Source organism: Rhizobium sp. L9 (assembly GCF_002531885.1).
GTDB lineage: Bacteria > Pseudomonadota > Alphaproteobacteria > Rhizobiales > Rhizobiaceae > Rhizobium.
The window spans coordinates 44,572-64,665 of the sequence record NZ_NWSZ01000024.1; the positions used below are offsets into that span (position 1 = coordinate 44,572).

The 20,094-nt window shown below is 61.8% G+C and carries 18 protein-coding genes and 1 pseudogene; 2 read left to right on the plus strand and 17 right to left on the minus strand.

What is annotated here, in order from left to right:
* Positions 1-123: 123 nt before the first annotated feature.
* The 15 genes and pseudogenes from CO660_RS23045 to CO660_RS23115 form a co-directional block, all read right to left on the minus strand.
* Positions 124-793 (minus strand): annotated as a pseudogene (locus CO660_RS23045) (TIGR02117 family protein).
* Between the two features lie 12 nt (positions 794-805).
* A complete protein-coding gene (gene ureC / locus CO660_RS23050; RefSeq protein WP_097600662.1) occupies positions 806-2,518 on the minus strand; it encodes an urease subunit alpha in 1,713 nt (570 codons plus the stop codon).
* Positions 2,519-2,521: 3 nt separating this feature from the next.
* Positions 2,522-3,160 (minus strand): Urease operon accessory protein, encoded by a 639-nt coding sequence (locus CO660_RS23055; protein ID WP_097600663.1) that lies wholly within the window; start codon positions 3,158-3,160, stop codon positions 2,522-2,524.
* Position 3,161: 1 nt separating this feature from the next.
* The gene (locus tag CO660_RS23060) at positions 3,162-3,569 is read right to left on the minus strand and encodes a lysozyme inhibitor LprI family protein (protein ID WP_097600664.1); all 408 of its coding nucleotides are present in this window, start codon (positions 3,567-3,569) and stop codon (positions 3,162-3,164) included.
* Between the two features lie 17 nt (positions 3,570-3,586).
* A complete protein-coding gene (locus CO660_RS23065) occupies positions 3,587-3,892 on the minus strand; it encodes an urease subunit beta (protein ID WP_064828288.1) in 306 nt (101 codons plus the stop codon).
* Between the two features lie 10 nt (positions 3,893-3,902).
* Positions 3,903-4,154 carry a DUF1272 domain-containing protein gene (locus tag CO660_RS23070; RefSeq protein WP_097600665.1) on the minus strand — a complete coding sequence of 84 codons (252 nt, stop codon included), beginning with the start codon at positions 4,152-4,154 and terminating at the stop codon, positions 3,903-3,905.
* A gap of 9 nt (positions 4,155-4,163) precedes the next feature.
* A complete protein-coding gene (locus CO660_RS23075) occupies positions 4,164-4,466 on the minus strand; it encodes an urease subunit gamma (RefSeq protein ID WP_064695492.1) in 303 nt (100 codons plus the stop codon).
* A gap of 28 nt (positions 4,467-4,494) precedes the next feature.
* Entirely contained in the window at positions 4,495-5,316 is an 822-nt protein-coding gene (locus CO660_RS23080; protein WP_097600666.1) for an urease accessory protein UreD, read from the minus strand.
* 151 nt (positions 5,317-5,467) lie between these two features.
* Positions 5,468-6,163 carry an urea ABC transporter ATP-binding subunit UrtE gene (gene urtE, locus CO660_RS23085; RefSeq protein WP_097600743.1) on the minus strand — a complete coding sequence of 232 codons (696 nt, stop codon included), beginning with the start codon at positions 6,161-6,163 and terminating at the stop codon, positions 5,468-5,470.
* Between the two features lie 18 nt (positions 6,164-6,181).
* Positions 6,182-6,700, minus strand: a complete 519-nt coding sequence (locus CO660_RS23090) for a hypothetical protein (RefSeq protein ID WP_097600667.1) — start codon at positions 6,698-6,700, stop codon at positions 6,182-6,184.
* A 76-nt stretch (positions 6,701-6,776) separates the two neighbouring features.
* Entirely contained in the window at positions 6,777-7,532 is a 756-nt protein-coding gene (urtD, locus tag CO660_RS23095) for an urea ABC transporter ATP-binding protein UrtD (RefSeq protein ID WP_085779184.1), read from the minus strand.
* A gap of 6 nt (positions 7,533-7,538) precedes the next feature.
* A complete protein-coding gene (urtC, locus tag CO660_RS23100; RefSeq protein WP_097600668.1) occupies positions 7,539-8,702 on the minus strand; it encodes an urea ABC transporter permease subunit UrtC in 1,164 nt (387 codons plus the stop codon).
* Positions 8,699-10,324 (minus strand): urea ABC transporter permease subunit UrtB, encoded by a 1,626-nt coding sequence (gene urtB, locus CO660_RS23105; RefSeq protein ID WP_097600744.1) that lies wholly within the window; start codon positions 10,322-10,324, stop codon positions 8,699-8,701. The genes urtC and urtB overlap by 4 nt, the downstream gene beginning before the upstream one ends.
* Before the next feature lie 111 nt (positions 10,325-10,435).
* Entirely contained in the window at positions 10,436-11,728 is a 1,293-nt protein-coding gene (gene urtA / locus CO660_RS23110) for an urea ABC transporter substrate-binding protein (protein WP_097600669.1), read from the minus strand.
* 179 nt (positions 11,729-11,907) lie between these two features.
* The gene (locus CO660_RS23115) at positions 11,908-13,812 is read right to left on the minus strand and encodes a phosphatase PAP2 family protein (protein ID WP_097600670.1); all 1,905 of its coding nucleotides are present in this window, start codon (positions 13,810-13,812) and stop codon (positions 11,908-11,910) included.
* Positions 13,813-13,990: 178 nt separating this feature from the next.
* On the opposite strand from CO660_RS23115, the gene CO660_RS23120 reads away from it, so the two are divergent.
* Together CO660_RS23120 and CO660_RS23125 are read left to right on the plus strand one after the other, a co-directional pair.
* Positions 13,991-17,374, plus strand: coding sequence for an ATP-binding protein (locus CO660_RS23120; protein ID WP_097600671.1), 3,384 nt, complete (start codon positions 13,991-13,993; stop codon positions 17,372-17,374).
* Positions 17,367-18,284 carry a response regulator transcription factor gene (locus CO660_RS23125; protein ID WP_097600672.1) on the plus strand — a complete coding sequence of 306 codons (918 nt, stop codon included), beginning with the start codon at positions 17,367-17,369 and terminating at the stop codon, positions 18,282-18,284. The genes CO660_RS23120 and CO660_RS23125 overlap by 8 nt, the downstream gene beginning before the upstream one ends.
* A gap of 193 nt (positions 18,285-18,477) precedes the next feature.
* Here the strand turns inward: CO660_RS23125 and CO660_RS23130 are convergent, their stop codons facing one another.
* Together CO660_RS23130 and CO660_RS23135 are read right to left on the minus strand one after the other, a co-directional pair.
* On the minus strand, positions 18,478-19,602 hold the full coding sequence (locus tag CO660_RS23130) for a branched-chain amino acid ABC transporter substrate-binding protein (protein ID WP_085779191.1): 1,125 nt from the start codon (positions 19,600-19,602) through the stop codon (positions 18,478-18,480).
* 120 nt (positions 19,603-19,722) lie between these two features.
* A complete protein-coding gene (locus CO660_RS23135; RefSeq protein ID WP_085779192.1) occupies positions 19,723-20,076 on the minus strand; it encodes a DUF6867 family protein in 354 nt (117 codons plus the stop codon).
* Between the last annotated feature and the right edge of the window lie 18 nt (positions 20,077-20,094).

Here is a 20,094-nt window from a genome sequence, read left to right on the forward strand (position 1 = left end):
TTGCGCCGAGCTGTTTCAGAATGGCCTAGCTCAAGAAAAACTGCGGTTTTTTAGCGATTTTTACAACCGGACGGAGAAATCCATTCACAATTTCGTTTGAGAGCGGACGGGCCAGCGAGTGCGTCAATTGTAGACATCAACAGACAATCGCAATGATTGTGGAAGAGGGTTCCATAAGCCAGTCCGAAGCCCTGCCGAGCGGAGTGCAGCGGCAGTCCAGGTGTTGCAGCCGAAGAGGGCATTGAAGTATCCCTTGGCTTCGAAAAACCGATCGATCTCCCCGTAACCCGCATCCGGGATCGGCGCGATCGCGCCCGCGTTGCGGACGAAGCTGTCCGCGATGAATTCGCGCAGCCGCGCCAATTCATCATCACCAATATCGAAGGCCGTAACATCAGACTGCGGCTCGGCAATATGGCCAGCGAGATCCACATGCAGCACCGAACGATCTATCGTCAGCGCCCGTAGCACCGGCAGCGGCTTCAGCTCAGCCCAGGTCGGTATCGAGATAGAAGGCGCGGCCGCCCCAGCCGATCACGAGCCATTCCGCATTCGGATGACCGAGCGGAAAATCCGGCTCGTCGAGGAAGGAAAATGCCGCCCGCGTCTCCTCATCGAGCGGAATGGCAATATCGGTATGAATCGAACCCGATAGGAGGAGAATGCGGTGGATTGCCTCCGCCGACGACGCCTTGACCGGGGCAATCAGCGGTCGGGGAATGAAGGTTCCGCCCGCTGCCAGAGTTGCGAGCAGGAGCACGATCCGCAACAGCCAGCGCATCCCCCTCAGCACGGAATGACTGGCCTAGAACAGGAAATAGCGCTGCGCCATCGGCAGCACCGTCGCGGGCTCGCAGGTCAGCAGTTCGCCGTTCGCCCTGACTTCATAGGTCTCCGGATCGACTTCGATCTCCGGAGTCAGGTCATTGTGGATCATCGACGCCTTGGAGATGCCGCCGCGCGTATTCTTCACCGCCACGAGTTCCTTCGCGACCCCGAGCCTGCCCTTCAGCCCGGCATCGAGCGACGCCTGGCTGACGAAGGTGACGGAGGAATTGGTGAGGCTGCGGCCATAGGAGGCGAACATCGGCCGATAGTGCACCGGCTGCGGCGTCGGGATCGAGGCATTCGGATCGCCCATAGGGGCGGCGGCAATCGAGCCGCCGAGCAGCACCATGTCGGGCTTCACGCCGAAGAAGGCTGGGTTCCAGAGCACGAGGTCGGCGCGCTTACCGATCTCGACCGAGCCGATCTCATGGCTGAGACCGTGGGCGATCGCCGGGTTGATCGTATATTTGGCGATATAGCGGCGGACGCGGAAATTGTCGTTGTCGCCCTTTTCCTCCTTCAGTCGGCCGCGCTGGCGCTTCATCTTATCGGCCGTCTGCCAGGTGCGGATCGCCACTTCGCCGACGCGGCCCATGGCCTGGCTGTCGGATGAAATGATCGAGAAGGCGCCGATATCATGGAGAATATCTTCCGCCGCGATCGTCTCCTTGCGGATACGGCTTTCGGCAAAGGCGATATCCTCGGGAATCGACGGCGACAGGTGATGGCAGACCATCAGCATGTCGAGATGCTCAGCGATGGTGTTGACCGTGTAGGGCCGAGTCGGATTGGTGGACGACGGGATGACGTTCGGCTGGCCGCAGATCTTGATGATATCGGGCGCGTGCCCGCCGCCCGCCCCTTCCGTGTGGAACGCATGGATGGTACGGCCCTTGATGGCGCCGATCGTATCCTCGACGAAGCCGCTTTCGTTCAGCGTATCGGTGTGGATCATCACCTGCACGTCATATTCGTCGGCGACCGACAGGCAGCAATCGATGGCGCCAGGCGTCGTACCCCAGTCCTCATGCAATTTCAGCGAGGTGGCGCCGGCCAGCACCATTTCCGTCAGTGCTCCCGGCAGCGAGGCATTGCCCTTGCCGGCAAAGGCAAGGTTCATCGGGAAGGCGTCCGCCGCTTCGATCATACGCGCCAGATGCCAAGGACCTGGCGTGCAGGTGGTGGCGAGCGTACCATGCGCCGGCCCCGTGCCGCCGCCGAGCATGCAGGTCATGCCAGACATCAGCGCTTCCTCGATCTGCTGCGGCGCGATGAAATGGATATGGCTATCCATGCCGCCTGCGGTGACGATCTTGCCTTCGGCCGCGATAGCCTCCGTGCCCGGGCCGACGATGATGCTGACGTCCGGCTGCATATCGGGATTGCCGGCCTTGCCGATGGCAACGATGCGCCCACCCTTCAGCCCGATATCGGCTTTATAGATTCCGGAATGATCGACGATCACCGCATTGGTGATGACCGTATCGACCGCGCCGTCCGCCCGTGTCACCTGGCTCTGGCCCATGCCGTCACGGATCACCTTGCCGCCGCCGAACTTCACCTCCTCGCCATAAGTGGTGAAATCCTTCTCGATCTCGATGAAGAGCTCCGTATCGGCAAGGCGCACCTTGTCTCCGGTGGTCGGTCCGAACATGCCGGCATAGGCGGCGCGGGAGATCTTGTAGGGCATTCATCAGGCTCCGTGGAAGGAAGAGACAAGTGTTTTTTCGCCGAGTCGTGTGAGGCGGCCAGCGGCTACATAAGTATCGACAAGCTGCCGTTCGGCCGCAAACGGGTGCCATTCCCAGCCGACGTGACCGAAGCCAGCCAGCATCACCTCGGCCCCGGCATATTTGTCCAGCACCTCGGCGGTGACGATCATGCCGCTGCTCGGCACCACATAGGGCGCCGGCTCAAAGGCCGAAAGCGAGTCGTTGACGGCCTCGTGGACCGTCTTGCCGATGACGATATGCGCCTTGCCGGTTTCCGCGCAGAAGGCAGCGAACGCATCCGTATAGTCGTCGCAGAAATCATCGAGATCGGGATGCGAGACGGCAAGCGGCGCCCGCATCGCGGCAAATTTTTCCGGGTCGCGCACGCTCCAGATTTCGCGCGCCGAAACAACACCGGGATGAGCGCGCCACTCGGGTGAGCCGAGCATTGCCTTTGCCGGCCGGCCGGTATTGCAGACCGCGACGGCATCCGTGCGGCTGCCGCCAGTGCCGTAGGAACGGCAATCGTTGAAGCGGATGACGAAATCGGCGGCATCGATGATGCCTGCCTGTCCTTCCCCAATCTCGCCATTGCCGACGATTACGATCTTTTTAATCACCCTAGTTGCTCATCGTGTCTTCGAGCTGTTTCAGCTCTTTCGTGCGTTTATCCGTCTCTTCGGCCAGACATCCGGCAACCAGCATCGGCTCCATCGTGCCGCCGCGGGCCTGAAAGCCGAAGGCATCGCATTCTGCGTCGCGATAGTCGATCCAGGCGCGCTGCGCCTTGACCAGCGCCCTTTCGGCACCCTTCATGTCGCCGTCGAGATCCTTGTCGATCGCCGCCATGGCGGCGCGTGTCTTCTTATATTGTTCGTTCAGCGCCTTGTCGGCAGCCTCATGGCGCGCTTCTTCGCAGGAGGTCATGTCCGATTGCGTCTGCGGATTCTTGCAATCGACATCCTGCGCGGACACACGGCCGGCCACAAACAGCATCGCCGCCCCGATGAGGCAGATATTCAGACGCAATCACCTCTCCCGTTCTTCTAAAGCTTGCCCATCACGAGCTGGCGGAAGCCGTAAACCTCGCGCTTGCCGGAAAGCGGGATCAGCGTCACCGAACGCGTCTGCCCCGGCTCGAAGCGCACGGCCGTCCCGGCCGGAATATCAAGACGTTTCCCGTGCGCCGCCGCGCGGTCGAAGGAAAGCCCGGCATTGGTCTCGGCAAAATGATAGTGGCTGCCGACCTGCACCGGCCGGTCGCCTGTATTAGAAACTTCCAGCGTCACCGTCGGCACGCCGGCATTGAGTTCGATGTCGCCGCTTGCGGCAATGATCTCGCCCGGAATCATCTCATTCTCCTTAAGCCGCTCTGGGCGCACAGCCCTCGGCCTTCAGCACGCGTTTCGTCGACGCCGGATGTTTGGCGAGCATGGCGGCCGGCCGGATGGGCCTGGCGACGAGATTGCCGCCGCAATTGGGGCAAGTGCCCTTCAGCACGCCGTCCACGCAATCGGCGCAGAAGGTGCATTCGTAGGTGCAGATCCGCGCCTCAGCGCTCTCCGGCCGCAGATCCTTGTCGCAGCATTCGCAATTGGGCCTCAGTTCCAGCATTTTCTCTCCCTACCGGATCGGTTCATGTACGGTGACGAGCTTGGTTCCGTCGGGAAAGGTTGCTTCCACCTGCACGTCGTGGATCATCTCGGCAACGCCCTCCATCACCTGATCACGGCCGATCACATGGGCGCCGGCTTCCATCAGCTCGGCGACGGGACGGCCGTCGCGGGCGCCTTCGACGACGAAGTCGCTGATCAGCGCAATCGCTTCGGGATAGTTGAGCTTGACCCCGCGCTCCAGCCGCCGCCGTGCCACCATCGCCGCCATCGAAATCAGCAGCTTGTCTTTTTCTCTCGGAGTGAGGTTCATTGCTTGCCCATCTGCCTCATGCTTCGCTTCATAGATTCCAGACTTTCGGCACAGGCGCACCGTTGCGCAAGACGGAAATGACCGGGATAAGGATTTTTCTCAGCGTAAAACCGTCGGCTGCGGCAAGGCGAACGACGAGCTTGTCGCTCCAGGCGCTCGCGCCGCCCATGATCCCTTCGACGAGCGGCCGCACCTTGCCGAGATAGGCTTCAGCCAGCGGACCGGCATAAAGCAGCGTCGCAAAGGCCACCTGCCCGCCGAGCACGGCCTGACGCGCGGTCAATGCCGCGACACCCTCGGAAAGCCTAAGCTCCTCGGCATGGATCAGCCGGCCCGAGCGGCGGATACGCCAGCAGTCACGAAAGAGCCCAGTCTCCACCGCCTCGCCCATTGCCTTGCGGCCGAGCAGCACCGCTTCGACGGCCAGGAATTCGGCGCTTTCGTCGAGATCGACGTCCAGGCGGCGGAAAAGCGCTGCCCTGTCGAAGAGGATCGTTTCCTGCGGAAGCCAGTCGACGCGCGCTCCAACCCCGACTTCGATGCGGGTCGTCACCTCGGCGGCGCCGGCCGACGCCTTGTAGATCTTTTCGCAGGCCTGGGTGGTAACGTCGATCTTCGTGCCGGCACCGGCAACAACGCTCCAGTCCAGCCGATCGCCGCCAGTCAGCCCGCCCGCGGTGTTGATGATGACGGCTTCCATCGAGGCGTCGAAAGTATCAGGCAAGCGGATCTTCGCCGCGCCCTCCTGATAGAGCTCGCGAATACGAGTGCGCCCATCGAGCAGCCTTGCCGCTAGATGGCCCCGTCCCTCCGCTCTTTGCGGTCTGGTACTCACTGCCGCACTCGTCATGTCGTCCTTTCAATCGCGCCACCGCTTTCCATTCACGCGCGCGAATGACGGAAAGCAAGCAATTCCCATGCCGCCCGACAAGGGCTGCCGTCCGCGCAGAAGAGATCAACGAGCCGTCGTTCTCTCTGCCGCAAATTGCGGCATTTGCCAGTCAGACGGTCAGATGGCGGCGAGCCTCCTGCGTGTCCAGCGTTTCGGCAAGCCCTTCATGCACGATCTCGCCGCGGTCCATGATGTAGACATAGTCGGCAAGCTCCCGGCAGAAATCCAGATATTGCTCGACAAGCAGGATCGCCATGCCTGTGGAATCGCGGAGATAGCGGATCGCCCGGCCGATATCTTTGATGATCGACGGCTGAATGCCCTCGGTCGGCTCGTCGAGCACGAGAATTTTCGGCCGCGTCACCATGGCGCGCCCGATTGCCAGCTGCTGCTGCTGCCCGCCGGAAAGATCGCCGCCGCGCCGTGACAACATCGATTTCAGCACCGGGAAGAGACTGAAGATATCGTCGGGAATGTTGCGGTCGCGGCGGCCAAGCGGAGCGAAGCCGGTTTCGAGATTTTCCTTGACGGTAAGCAGCGGAAAGATTTCACGCCCCTGCGGCACATAGCCGATGCCCTGCTTGGCGCGGGCAAAGGGCGGCAGGCCGTTCAGTTTTGTATCGTTGAAGGTGACGGTGCCAGCCGACAGCGGATGCTGGCCGGTGACGGCGCGCAGCAGCGAACTCTTGCCGACGCCGTTGCGCCCCAGCACGCAGGTGATCTTGCCCATCTCCGCCTTGATGGAGATGCCGCGCAGCGCCTGCGCCGCGCCATAATGCAGATTTGCGTTCTCGACTGTCAGCATCCGTTCACCCATTCCCCATCAGTTCATCAGACTGCGCCTCAGCGTCTGCAGGGCGTAGTCCTGTTCTTTCGTTCTCTCGCCGCCGGTCTCGGCCACGTCCTCGGCAATGCCGATCAATTGCTGGCGCTCCTGCATGTCGAGCGCCTTTAGCCAGAGATCCCGGAACCGGCGGATCGGATCTTCCGGACTGGTGACGTTCTTGGAAGCCCACTCGCCGAAAACCAACACCTCTTCCAGGTCGCCCGGCCGGATGATGCCTTTCATGCGGCTGCGGATAACATCCTTCGCCGCGTCGACATACATCGGCTTCTCCTTGGCAAGGCAGAAGAAAAAGGCCACCGCCGCAATCGCCGGATCGGCAATCGAGGCCAGCGGCGCTACCTCGGCCTGCTTGCGAAACTTCCTGCGCTTATAAGCGCCCCGCATGCGCTCGACGGAATCGATGATCTCGTTTCCCGCCTCGCGCACCATTTTAAAACGCCAATACCAGATGACCGCGCCGCTGAGCGCCGCGACCAGAATACCGAGAAAAGCCATGATGAAACCCCACAGTAAACCCCGCTCGTTTTAGAGCGTCTTCCATTGTCAGGTTCAAGCCTGGAAGTTGCATTCCTCACCTTCCTAGATAATTCTCGATCACCTTCGGATCCGAACTGACGAAATCGATCGATCCCTCCGCCAGCACCGATCCTTCCGCAAGGCAGGTCACCTTGACGCCGAGGTCGCGGATGAAGCCCATGTCGTGCTCAACGACGACGACCGACCGGGTCTTGGCGATATTCTTGAGCAGAATCGCCGTTTCCGCTGTCTCCGCATCCGTCATGCCGGCGACCGGCTCGTCGACGAGCAGCAGCTTCGGCTCCTGGGCAAGCAACATGCCGATCTCCAGCCATTGCTTCTGCCCGTGCGATAGATTGGCAGCCAATTCGTCGCGGCGGTGGGTCAGCCGCACGGTTTCGAGAATCTCATCGATGCGCGTCCTGTCTTCGCTCGAAAGTCGATAGAACAGCGTCGAGAAGACGGAGCGGCGGCGGTTCAGCGCCAGTTCCAGATTGTCCCAGACCGTATGGCTTTCGAAGACCGTCGGCTTCTGGAACTTGCGGCCGATGCCGAGCTGAGCGATGTCGGCCTCATCCTTCTTGGTGAGGTCGACGGTCCCGTTGAAGAAAACCTCGCCCTCATCAGGCCTGGTCTTGCCGGTGATGATATCCATCATCGTCGTCTTGCCGGCGCCGTTCGGGCCAATAATGGCGCGAAGCTCGCCGGGCTCGATGACGATTGAGAGCGAATTCAGCGCCTTGAAGCCGTCGAAGGAAACGGAGACGCCGCTGAGATAGAGCACGCTGTTGGGTTTGACGTCGGGAATCATGGGCGCTCACTCCGCTGCCTGGATTTTCGCTTCGATGTCATCTTCCTCTGCCGCCGGGGGTACAGCGTCGGTGACGGCCTTCCGTTTGCCGAGTTGGTGCGCGATGGTGCCGACGACGCCCTTCGGCAGGAACAGCGTAACGGCGACGAAGAGACCGCCGAGCGCAAACAGCCAGAACTCGGGGAAGAGACCGGTGAAAATCGTCTTACCGCCATTGACGAGGATCGCCCCGATGATCGGCCCGATCAGCGTTCCCCGCCCGCCGACCGCCGTCCAGATGACGACTTCGATGGAGTTTGCGGGCGCGAATTCGCCGGGATTGATGATGCCGACCTGCGGCACGTAGAGCGCGCCGGCAATGCCCGCCATCATCGCCGAGACGACGAAGGTGAAGAGCTTGAAATGCTCGACGCGGTAGCCGAGGAAGCGTGTGCGGCTTTCGGCGTCGCGTACGCCGACGAGCACCTTGCCGAACTTCGAGCGGACGATCGCCGAGGCAATCGTGAGCGACAGTGCTAGGAAGATTGCGGTTGCGGCAAAGAGGCTGGCGCGCGTGCCGTCCGCCTGGATGTTGAAACCGAGGATGTCCTTGAAATCGGTCATGCCGTTATTGCCGCCGAAACCCATGTCGTTGCGGAAGAAGGCAAGCAGCAGCGCATAAGTCATCGCCTGGGTGATGATCGAGAGGTAGACGCCGTTGACGCGCGAGCGGAAGGCGAACCAGCCGAAGACGAAGGCGAGCAAACCAGGCACGAGGAGCACCATCAGCGCCGCGAACCAGAACTGGTCGAAGCCGTACCAGAACCAGGGCAGCTCCTTCCAGTTCAGGAACACCATGAAGTCGGGAAGGATCGGATCGCCGTAGACGCCGCGCGAGCCGATCTGGCGCATCAGATACATGCCCATTGCATAACCGCCGAGCGCGAAGAAGGCGCCGTGGCCGAGCGAAAGGATGCCGCAGAAGCCCCAGACGAGATCGAGCGCCAGCGCCAGCAGCGCATAGGTCAGATACTTGCCAAACAGCGCCATGATGTAGGTCGGGACGTGAAGCGGATGGGTTGGCCCGGTGGCGAGGTTCAGCACCGGCACGAGAATGGCGACCGCCAGCAGCAGGGCGACGGCGATTGAGATCCTGCGATCGAGCGATCGGAGAAGGAAGGCCGTTATCATGCTTCCACCGCCCTTCCTTTGAGTGCGAAGAGCCCGCGCGGACGCTTCTGGATGAACAGAATGATGAGGACGAGCACCAGGATTTTACCGAGCACGGCGCCGGCGAAGGGCTCAAGGAACTTGTTGACGACGCCGAGCGACAGGGCGCCGACCAGCGTGCCCCAGAGATTGCCGACCCCGCCGAATACGACGACCATGAAGCTGTCGATGATGTAGTTCTGGCCGAGGTTCGGCGAGACGTTATCGATCTGCGAGAGCGCCACACCGGCCATGCCGGCGATGCCGGAGCCGAGCGCGAAGGTGAAGGCGTCGACCCAGCCGGTGCGGATGCCCATGGAGGAAGCCATGCGCCGGTTCTGTGTCACCGCCCGCATCTGCAGCCCGAAGGCGGAGCGCTTGAGCAGCATCAGGAGCGTCAGGAATACCACCACAGAGAAGGCGATGATCCAGAGCCGGTTCCAGGTGATGACCAGCCCGCCGAAATCGAAGGCACCGGACATCCAGCTCGGATTGCGGACCTCGCGGTTGGTCGGGCCGAAATAGCTGCGGATCGCCTGCTGCAAGATCAGCGACACGCCCCAGGTGGCAAGCAGGGTCTCCAGCGGGCGGCCGTAGAGATAGCGGATCACCGAACGTTCGATGACGAGACCGACCAGACCGGTGAAGAGGAAGGCAGCCGGCACCGCGAAGGCCATTGAATAATCGGCAAGCGAGGGGAAGGCCCAGGCAATCGTTTCCTGCACGACATAGGTCGTATAGGCGCCGATCATCACCATCTCGCCATGCGCCATGTTGATGACGCCCATGACGCCGAAGGTGATGGCAAGGCCGATAGCGGCCAAGAGCAGCACCGAGCCGAGCGACAGGCCGTACCAGACGTTCTGGACGACGTCCCAGAGCGCCAGGTCACGGTTGATCGAATTGATCTCCGTCTGGATCGCGGGCTTCAGATCGTCGGGCGCATTCGCGATCGCCGTCGTCAGGATCGTCAGCGCATCGCGGCCGCCGCGGGCGGCGATCATATCGATGGCAGCCCGCTTCTCCTCGAGACCGGCATCGCTCTTCAGCACCATCACGGCCCGCGCCGCTTCCATCGTGTTTTTGATCTCGCCATCCTTCTCGGCTGAAAGAGCCGAATTCAGGAGTTCGAGATTGGCAGGATCGGCATCCCTAAGCATGCCCTCGGCCGCAGCGAGCCGCGCCGAGCGATCCGGGCTCAGAAGCGTCAGCTGGCTCATCATCGTCGTGATCGTGGTGCGCAGTGCATTGTTGATCTTGACCTTCGACATCAAGTCGGGGTCGACATCGCCAACCGCCTCGCCGGTGATCGGATCGGAATAGGTAGGCTCGTCCTCCGTGCCGCCTTGCACGAGGACGGGGCCGCCTTCCGAATTGACGTAGAGTTGGCCGTCGCTCAGCTGCTGCAGGATCTGGCTGACATGCGTATCCCCGGAAGCGGCAAGCGCCCGGATGGCCGCGTCGCGCTCGGGAAAGCCGCCGACGCCGAGCGCATCGACGAGAGCGTGCACGTCGTCCTCGGCGCGAAGGCCGGTCCCAGAAAGCGTCAGGCCCGAAAGCATCAGACAAAATGTCAGAAGGAGAATCTGGATGGCGCGAAACATCGGCTCTCTCGCCTTGAGTGTCGTCGGCCTTGCGGCGCAGCGGTAAAGATGGAGCATCCGCCCGGATCGGCTCCGGACGGAAGTCTTCAGGCTATCAGCGGATGGGTCTCCTCAGGAGCCCTTGCCGCCGCACTTGCCGGTGGCAACGTTGAAGTTGCCGCAGTTCAACGGCTTGCGCCAATCAGAGATCAGGTCCTTGGAGTCCGGCAGATAGTCCGACCATTCGTCGCCGACGACAGCGGGCGTTTGCTGGACGATTTCGAACTGGCCGTTGGCCTGGATTTCACCAATCAGCACCGGCTTGGTGATGTGGTGGTTGGGCATGACGGTGGCATAGCCGCCGGAGAGGTTCGGAACGGTCACGCCGATGATGTTATCGAGAACGGCATCGGTATTGGTGGTGCCGGCGGCCTCGACGGCCTTCACCCAGGCGTTGAAGCCGATATAGGCGGCCTCCATCGGATCGTTCGTCACACGCTTGTCGTTCTTTGTGAAGGCGTGCCATTCCTTGATGAACTTCTTGTTGGCGGGGCTTTCCACCGACTCGAAGTAGTTCCAGGCAGCGAGATGGCCGACGAGCGGCTTGGTGTCGAGGCCAGCAAGCTCTTCTTCGCCGACCGAGAAGGCGACAACCGGAATGTCGGTCGCCTTGATGCCCTGGTTGCCGAGCTCCTTGTAGAACGGCACGTTGGCATCGCCATTGATCGTGGAGACCACGGCGGTCTTCTTGCCGGCCGAGCCGAATTCCTTGATCTTGGCGACCTCGGTCTGCCAGTCGGAGAAGCCGAACGGCGTGTAGTTGACGAGAATGTCTTCCTTCGGAATGCCCTTGGATTCGAGATAGGCTGCCAGGATCTTGTTGGTCGTGCGCGGATAGACATAGTCGGTGCCTTCGAGCACGAAGCGCTTCACGCCTTCGGTCTTCATCAGATAGTCGACAGCCGGGATCGCCTGCTGGTTCGGAGCCGCACCGGTATAGAAGATGTTGCGCGAGGATTCCTCGCCTTCATACTGCACAGGGTAGAAGAGCAGCGAGTTCAGCTCTTCGAAAACCGGCAGGACGGACTTGCGCGAGGACGACGTCCAGCAGCCGAAGACCGCGGCGACCTTGTCCTTTTCGATCAGCTCACGCGCCTTTTCGGCAAAGAGCGGCCAATCGGACGCCGGATCGACGACGACAGCTTCGAGCTTCTTGCCGAGAAGGCCGCCCTTCTTGTTCTGCTCGTCGATGAGCATCAGCATGGCGTCTTTCAGCGTGGTTTCGGAAATTGCCATCGTGCCCGAGAGCGAATGCAGCACGCCGACCTTGATCGTATCGTCGGCGGCAATCGCGCTGCTGAAGGCAGCCGACGCTGTCATGATGGCGCCGAGCGCGGCACCCGTAATCGTGGATTTGAGATTCATATGGTTGATCCCCTCTCTTGTTCCGCAACAGGCCGGAAACGGAGTTAACTGTTGCCGAGAGGACTATCGGGTGCTGCAGCGCAAAAACACATACGCAAAATGACGTAGGCGCGGGGGTCGAATGCGCAGTCATGACGAGGAGGGCATCCCCGCCGCAGGGGTGCCCGGTCGGTTCGATATTAGCCGTCGATCGTCAAGGTGACCGAGCTCGGGCCGTAAGACAGGGTCGCCCTGTGGCCGGAGATGGTGAACTTGCCGAAGGTGCCGGTAATGGCGGCAGCCTTCAGGATTTCGATCTTCGTTCCCGGCGCCGGCGCAAAGCCATGGGCGAGCGCCACGTCAAGATCGCCGGCAAGCGTCGCCTTGCCTGCAACGACCAGCGTGCCGGCGCCATTCGCGCCGAGCGTCGGCTTCGCCGTCGCACTGGCGAGCTGCTGATAGTCGCCGCCCACGGCTAAGGGCCTGTCGGCGGCCACAATGAGCGAACCGCCATTGACCATCAACCCGCCGGCGCCGAGGGCCGAGGGAGAGCCGGCAACCAGCACGCCCTCTTCCAGCACGGTGCCGCCGGCATAGCTGTTGGCGCCGGAAAGACCGAGAATGCCGCTGCCGCGCTTCACCAGTCTGCCCTTGCCGCCGATGTCGTTGCGCCAGGTATCGATCGCATTGAAGCCGCCCTTTGCCGCATCCATCGTCACGGTCACGTCGTGTTCGAAGGCGCCGTAACCGTCGGCGCCGGCAAACAGGTTGAGGCGGCCGTAGCCTTCCGTGTCGTCGAGCAGCGGATAGCCCGAGGCGATTTCCGTTGTACCAAGCACCTCGCGGCGCTGTTCACCATCAAGATAGGGCAGACGGGTTTCCAGAAGCGCTTCGGCGCCCTCCGGCACGCGGGCCGGCTGATCCGTCGCATGGATCGTCGGCAGCCCATAGCTCAGGCGCTGCAGCACATAGGCACGATTGGCTTCGTGATCGGCGAAACGGTCCGCCGAAAGCGGCGCCGCATGGGCGGCGACTTCGAGCGCGCCCGCATCCGCAACACCCGACTTGGCGATCAGCCATGACTGCGCCTGGGCGTAGGCAGCGCTCTTCAGCGCTGAATTGTCGGACTTGTTCAGGTTATAGACGACAGTGGCGGTGCCGAGCATGCGGCCGCCCATCACGTCGAGCGGAGAGTGCATGCCTGCAAGGATGCGGTCTTCACCCATTTCGCTGGCGCGGGCGATCATTTCCTGGAATCGCTGCGGCACCAAATAGGCCATGGCGAGCGCATCCCGCCAGGCTTCCGCCGTATGTCCGCTGGGGAAGCCACCGTCCTCGACCGGCTTGCTGCTTTTGGCGGGCTCGAGCGTCGGGACGACCGAGACGTCCGGGCTCCAGCGATAGGGACGGGCATATTTGAAATAGCGCTTGGCGGGCTCCGTCGAGCCATCGCCGCTTGCGGCATTGATGAAGTCGATGGCGAGGCCCATGTCCGGGTTGGCGTCGGTCTTGTTTTCCGTATCCGCTTTGCTGCCGGCGCCGCGATTGTTGCCCTTGTCGTCATATTTGACCGTCGTCGCGTCGGCCGCCACCTCAGTGATCGTGGTGATCTGCTTGGAACCGGCCTTCCAGGCATCCGTCAGCGGACCAAGACCATCGACGATGCTGGCATTCTTGCCGCGCCGATCGTCAAGATAGGCGGCCACCGCCTGCTCGGCCGTTCGCGCCTGCGTCGCCTTCACGACATAGCCGATATTAGCATCATGGACTGGCCTGTTGACGATCTGGCCGTCGGTCTTGCTGAAGGGAATGCCGTCCCAATCTGTCTTGGCGACTGCAGGGCAATTGTCCTTGGCTGCGGCTTCCACACCGGCATCGACGAAGGGCGTGCGCGGGGTCCAGACTTCGAGGAAGCCGGAGAGAAGATGGACGGCGGCGTTGGTGTCGGCCGTCGAGAAGCAAGCGTCACCGCGCTTGTTGGTGTTTCCGGTCTCGGCATAGGGCGCTTTCGCACTTGTGGCTTGCTCTGCGGCGGCAAGCGAGGGCACGACCGAAAGAAGGCTGACGAGAGCGGTGCTCAGGCGGCAAAGTTTTGAAACAGACATGAGTATACCCGAAATGGTTTAACGAGTGGCGGCAGGGTTAGAGCGGATATGTGACAGAGCCGTTTCAAAAATATGACTGTTCTGCAAATCCGCCAGTGCTCACCCCTTGCCTTTCCCGTCCATCCCGCCAAAACTGCCGTGGAAACGATGAGCCCAACGAGAGTGCCGGAAAGAGGGCATGACAGCGCGCCAACGCATCATTCCGGTGAGACGCGAATATAATCGCTGGGTCGCCAACCAGACGCTTGAAGACTATGCGCTGCGCTTCACCGCAAAGAGCGCCCGCCATTTTTCGTCTGAGCGCATCTCGCAGACGGCAATCGGCGCGATCTCGTTCCTGGCGCTCGAAGCGATCGGCGGGGCGATCACCCTCTCCTACGGCACCACCAACGCCTTCTACGCCATCATCGTCGCCTCGATCGTCATGCTGGCAATCGGCCTGCCGATCAGCCGCTACGCCATCCGCCACGGCGTCGACATCGATCTTCTGACGCGCGGCGCCGGCTTCGGCTACATCGGCTCGACCATCACCTCGCTGATCTATGCGAGCTTCACCTTCATGCTGTTTGCGATAGAGGCCTCGATCATGTCCGGGGCCCTGGAGCTCACCCTCGGCATTCCGCTCTGGATCGGCTACATCATCAGCGCCGTCATGGTGATCCCGCTAGTGACGCACGGCGTGCGGCTGATCAGCAAGTTCCAGCTGATCACCCAGCCCTTCTGGATCGTGCTGAACATCCTGCCCTTCATCTTCATCGCCTTCATGGACTGGGAGAAATTCGATCTCTGGCGCGCCTTTTCAGGCATCCGCCACGCTTCCGGCCCGCCCGGTACCATCGCCGACTTCGATCTGATGGAGTTCGGCGCCGCCTCCGCCGTCATTCTGGCCCTGATGTCGCAGATCGGCGAGCAGGCCGATTTCCTCCGCTTCCTGCCGCCGGCGCTGCAGCGCAAATGGCGCCATCGCCTAGCCGTCTTCCTTGCCGGACCCGGCTGGGTTATCATCGGCGCGCCGAAGCTGCTTGCCGGCTCCTTCCTGGTCGTGCTCACCTTCACTTCCGGCGTTCCCCTCGACCGCGCCGCCGATCCCGCGCAGATGTACCTCACCGCCTTCGGCTACATGGTTCCCTGGCACAATGCCGCGCTGCTGCTTATGGCCGCCTTCGTTGTCGTCTCGCAGCTCAAGATCAACGTGATGAACGCCTATGCCGGCTCGCTCGCCTGGTCGAATTTCTTCTCCCGGCTGACCCACAGCCATCCCGGCCGCGTTATTTGGCTTGTCTTCAATGTTGCGATCGCTCTGCTGTTGATGGAACTCGGCATCTACCGGCTGCTGGAGGAGACGCTCGGCATCTTCTCGATCATCGCGATGGCCTGGCTCTGCACGATCTCCGCCGATCTCTTCATCAACAAGCCGCTGGGGCTCGCGCCTGCCGGCATCGAGTTCAAGCGCGCCCATCTCTACGACATCAACCCGGTCGGCCTCGGCGCCATGACGCTGTCGGCGACGATATCGCTGATCGCCCACTTCGGCGCTTTCGGCGAGATGGCCGCGTCGCTTGCTCCCTATATCACCCTCGTCATCGCGCTGGCTGCCTCGCCTGCCATTGCCTGGGCGACCAGGGGCAAGTTCTATCTCGCCCGCAAGCCGCGCCAGAGCTGGAAGAATCTGACCAGCATCACCTGCTCTGTCTGCGAGCATCCTTTCGAGCCGGAGGATATGGCCTGGTGCCCGGCCTATGCAGCCCCGATCTGCTCGCTCTGCTGTTCGCTCGACAGCCGCTGCCACGACATGTGCAAGCCGGCCGCGCGTTTCAACGCCCAGGTCGGAACGGTCGCGAGGACGCTGCTGCCGGAGAGCGTTCTGGGCAAGCTGACGACACGCCTTGGCCGCTACGGCATCGCCGTGGCGCTGGCGCTGACCGCCATCGGCGCGATCCTGGCGATGATCGCCCATCAGGTCGCCTCCGCCTCGCCGGAGACGGCAGAGGTGGTCAATCGCACTATTCTGATCGTCTTCTTCGTCTTCTCGGTGATATCAGGCGTCGTCTGCTGGTTCTATGTGCTCGCCCATGATAGTCGCGTCGTCGCCGAGGAGGAATCCTCGCGCCAGAACACGCTGCTGCTCAAAGAAATCGCCGCCCACAAGAAAACCGATGCGGCCCTTCAGAACGCCAAGGAGACGGCCGAGGCCGCCAACCGCGCCAAGAGCCGCTATGTCGTCGGCCTCAGCCACGAGCTGCGCACACCTTTGAACGCCGTGCTCGGCTATGCCCAGATCCTCGAACGCGACGAAACGATCCCGGCGCCGCGCCAATCCTCGATCAAGGTCATCCGCCGCAGCGCCGAACATCTCTCGGGGCTGATCGACGGCCTGCTCGATATTTCGAAGATCGAGGCCGGCCGCCTGCAGGTCTATTCCAACGAGATCAATATCCATGACTTCCTCGACCAGATCGTCGAGCTGTTCCGCCCGCAGGCGCAGGCCAAGGGGCTTGTCTTTCTACATGACCGTTCGCCTGTTTTGCCGCAATTCGTCCGCACCGACGAAAAGCGCCTGCGCCAGATCCTCGTCAACCTGCTCTCCAATGCCATCAAGTTCACCGACGAAGGCAGCGTCGCCTTCGATGTCGCCTATCGCAGCCAGGTCGCGACCTTCACCGTCACCGATACCGGCCGCGGCATTGCCGAAAAAGACCTGACACGCATCTACGAACCTTTCCAGCGGGGCGAGGCAGACAGCGTGCGGCCGATGCCTGGCCTCGGCCTCGGCCTCACCATCACCCGGCTTCTGACCAACACGCTCGGCGGCGAGATTGCGGTATCGAGCGTCAAAGACGAAGGTTCGACATTCCGTGTGCGGCTCATGCTGTCCGCCGTCATGCGCGCCGCCGCGCCGCCGCAGGAAAAACGCATCGTCGGTTACGACGGTCCGCGCCGCACCATCGTCGTCGTCGACGATAATGAGGATCACCGCGAGATGATGCGTGAAATCCTGGCGCCGCTCGATTTCATCGTGCTGACGGCGGCAGGCGGCGCCGAGTGCCTGACACTGATCGACGGCATCCAGCCCGATCTGTTCCTCGTGGATATACTGATGCCCGGCATGAGCGGCTGGCAGCTCGTCTCGCGTCTGCGTGAGGCCGGCCAGACGGCACCGATGCTGATGCTTTCGGCCAATATTGGCGATGCGACGGTTCTGAGCGACAGCGACGACAGCCACAATGACGCTATCGGCAAACCGATCGACATTCGCCAACTGCGTGACAAGCTTGCCCTGCATCTCGGCCTGAATTGGGTCTATGCCGATGATGCGCCCGCCGCTCCTGCAAAGATCGAGGCGCAGCTGCTAGGCCCGGGTGCAGCCCATGTGCAGGAATTGCTACGGCTCGGCGAGATCGGTTACATCAAGGGCATCGAAGCCAAGCTTTCGGACCTTGCCAAGGTGGAGGCAAATCGGCCATTCACGGAGGCTCTTCGACCCTATGTGGCCGCCTTCGATCTGGCCGGCTTCATGTCCTTCCTGCACGACTTCGACGAAAAGGTGGAATCCATTGGCTGAGCCGGCCCTCCCCCGCGACATCGTTTTGCTGGTCGACGACTCGCCGGAGGCACTCGGTTTCCTGACGGATGCGCTCGAACAGTCCGGCTTCTCCGTTCTCATCGCCACCTCGGGCACGGCAGCGCTTGGCATCGTCGAGCGCATCACGCCTGATCTGATCCTGCTCGACGCTGTGATGCCTGTGATGGATGGCTTTGAGACCTGCCGCAGGCTGAAGGCAAATGCCGCAGTCGGCCAGGTGCCGGTGATTTTCATGACCGGCCTGACGGAGACCGAGCATGTCGTGCACGCGTTGGAATCCGGCGGCGTCGATTACCTCACCAAACCGATCAACATCGACGAACTGCGCGCCCGCATCCGCGTCCATCTGCGCAATGCCCGCTCGGCCCAGAGCGCCCGCGTTGCGCTGGACGCTGCCGGCCGTCACCTGCTGGCGGTCAAGGGCGATGGTGCGATCCACTGGTCGACGCCGCAGGCAACGCGGCTCGTCAATGCCGCCATGGGCAGTGACGACGGCATTGAGATCGTCGTCCGTCATATTGCCGGCTGGATGCGCGACCGCGCAGGCGCGGGACGAGACGGCATCATCTCAATCACCCATGCCGGCCAGGCAGCGCTGCAGCTTGCCTTCCTTGGCGCGATCGGCCCGGATGAATATCTCTTCCGCCTCACCGCCGCCAGCCACCGTAGCGACGACGAGATGCTGCGCCAACGTTTTTCGCTCACCCAACGAGAATCCGAAGTGCTGCTCTGGATCGCCAAGGGCAAGGCCAACCGTGACATCGGCGAAATACTGGGTTTGTCGGCGCGCACCGTGAATAAGCACCTCGAACAGATCTACGTGAAACTCGGGGTAGAGAACCGCGCATCGGCCGCCGTGAAGGCGACGCATGTGCTGCATGAGATGTGATGGATAGCGGAAGGCGTTCCGTGGATCACGTCTCCTCCACCGCACCGCTGACAAGCGGCAGCAGTACCACCTTCTCCATCCGGCCAAGCCAGCGCCGCTTCACCGGCTGACCGCCCGGTGGATGAAGCGCCGCCAAAAAAGAAGCCCGGTGAACCGGGCTTCAATGATCATATTCCTAGAGAGGAAGCTAAGCTTACTTGGTCTCCTGCGGGACGTAGGTGTACTTGCCGTCCGCGCCCTTCTTCCATTCGTACATGATGTAGCCAGGAATCTTCGGGTCGCCCTTTTCGTCGAACGAAATGTCGCCGAGCACCGTCGGGAACGGACCCTTTTCCTTCATGGCCGTGGCAACGGCTTCAGGGTCCACCGAACCGGCAGCCTTGGCAGCGCCGGCAATCGCCTGCATCGCAGCGTAGGAGTAGAGCGTATAGGCTTCCGGGTTGAAACCAGCAGCCTTGAACTTCTCGACGAGCTCCTTGTTCGCCGGGTTCAGCGTCGGATCGGGGCCGAAGGTGTTCAGGGTACCGGCGACAGCGTCACCAGCGATAGAGGCCAGCTCGTTCGAAACGATGCCGTCACCGGAAACCAGCGTTGCCTTCAGGCCCTGGTCTGCGGCCTGACGGATGATGAGACCGGCTTCGGTGTGCAGACCGCCCCAATAGATGATCGAGACGCCGGCTTCCTTCATCTTGGCGATGAGGGCCGAGAAGTCCTTGTCGCCGACGTTGATGCCTTCGTACATGACTTCCGTGAGGCCGGCGGCATTCATCGCCTTCTTGGTTTCGTCTGCAAGGCCCTGACCGTATGGGGTCTTGTCGTGAATGACGGCGATCTTGGCGTCCTTGAAGTGGTCGGCGAGATACTTGCCGGCGATGGCGCCCTGCTGGTCGTCACGGCCGCAGGTGCGGAACGTGTTCCAGAGGCCCCGTTCCGTGAACTTCGGGTTCGTAGCGGCCGGGGTGATTTCGAGGATGCCGTTTTCGGCATAGACTTCCGAAGCCGGGATTGAAACGCCCGAGTTGAAGTGGCCGATGACGAACTTGACGCCGTCGGCAACGAATTTATTGGCGACCGAAATGCCCTGCTTCGGGTCGGAAACGTCGTCGCCAAGCTCGATCTTGATCTGCTCGCCATTGATGCCGCCAGCAGCGTTGATGTCGGCGGCTGCCTGCTCGGCACCCTTCTGAAGCTGAGCGCCGAAAGCGGCGTTCGGGCCGGTCAGCGGACCAGCGACAGCGATGAGGACGTCGGCCCAAGCGTTGCCGCTGAAGGCGACCATCGCCGTCAGAGCCACTGCCGACAGAAGAGACTTCTTCATATTGTTACTCCCAATTTTTGGGCGGGTTCCGGTCCAAGGCCCGACGCATTACCCACCATAGACTGCGCCAGGAAAGCTGTTCCGCTCTGAAGGCAATTCATGCCTAGTTTCAACGGACTGTCAATGTTTGTCCTTCCACGAAAACGCGGAAGTTTTTTCGTACAGCCAGTAATAGTTGTTGACCATCTGATTGGTACGGCGAAAGCGAAAGCCCGCCGTCGAGAAGACAAGCAAGGTCACGAAGTCGATGCCATAGTAGAGGGCGCTGAGCATCGGCCCATTGAACAGGGCGTGGTGTAGAAACTGCATCGCCCAGGCAAGGAGGAAGGTGTACACGACGGCCAGCGGATAATTGTTCCAGCCGTCAGCAACCGCCTTGCCGGCTCGCCAGGCCGTCCAGAAGCCGATCAGAACCACGAGGGCGCGAATGACGACGCGAACGCCGTCGTCACTTTCGAAGAAAAGTCCCTGCATGTTAAACTCTCCCTTCGA